Below are 247 nucleotides of genomic sequence, written 5' to 3' on the forward strand. Positions count from 1 at the left end.
GTAAGTCCCAATATACTTTGGCCTTGGCAAGATATTCTCTCATATTGGTCTTTAATCCTGCATATTTATTCACATCTTCAGCATTGTATCCAAAGGCTTCCATTCCATTTTTTTGAGCAAGGAAAATGGCTCTTTCATTGTGGAACCTTTGGGAAATAATCACAATTTTAGTCTGCCCAAAGATATCTTTTGCTCTTACCACAGAGTCCAATGTTCGGAATCCGGCATGATCCAGTATGATCCTATC

The 247-nt window shown here is 38.5% G+C and carries 1 protein-coding gene; it reads right to left on the reverse strand.

Annotated elements, in window-relative coordinates; all coding sequences use genetic code 11:
• Nucleotides 1-247: vancomycin high temperature exclusion protein (locus SB689_RS23870; protein WP_410694511.1), on the reverse strand; the 247-nt coding region annotated here is incomplete at both ends.

This window comes from Chryseobacterium sp. SIMBA_038 (assembly GCF_046535115.1).
Classification (GTDB): Bacteria; Bacteroidota; Bacteroidia; order Flavobacteriales; family Weeksellaceae; genus Chryseobacterium.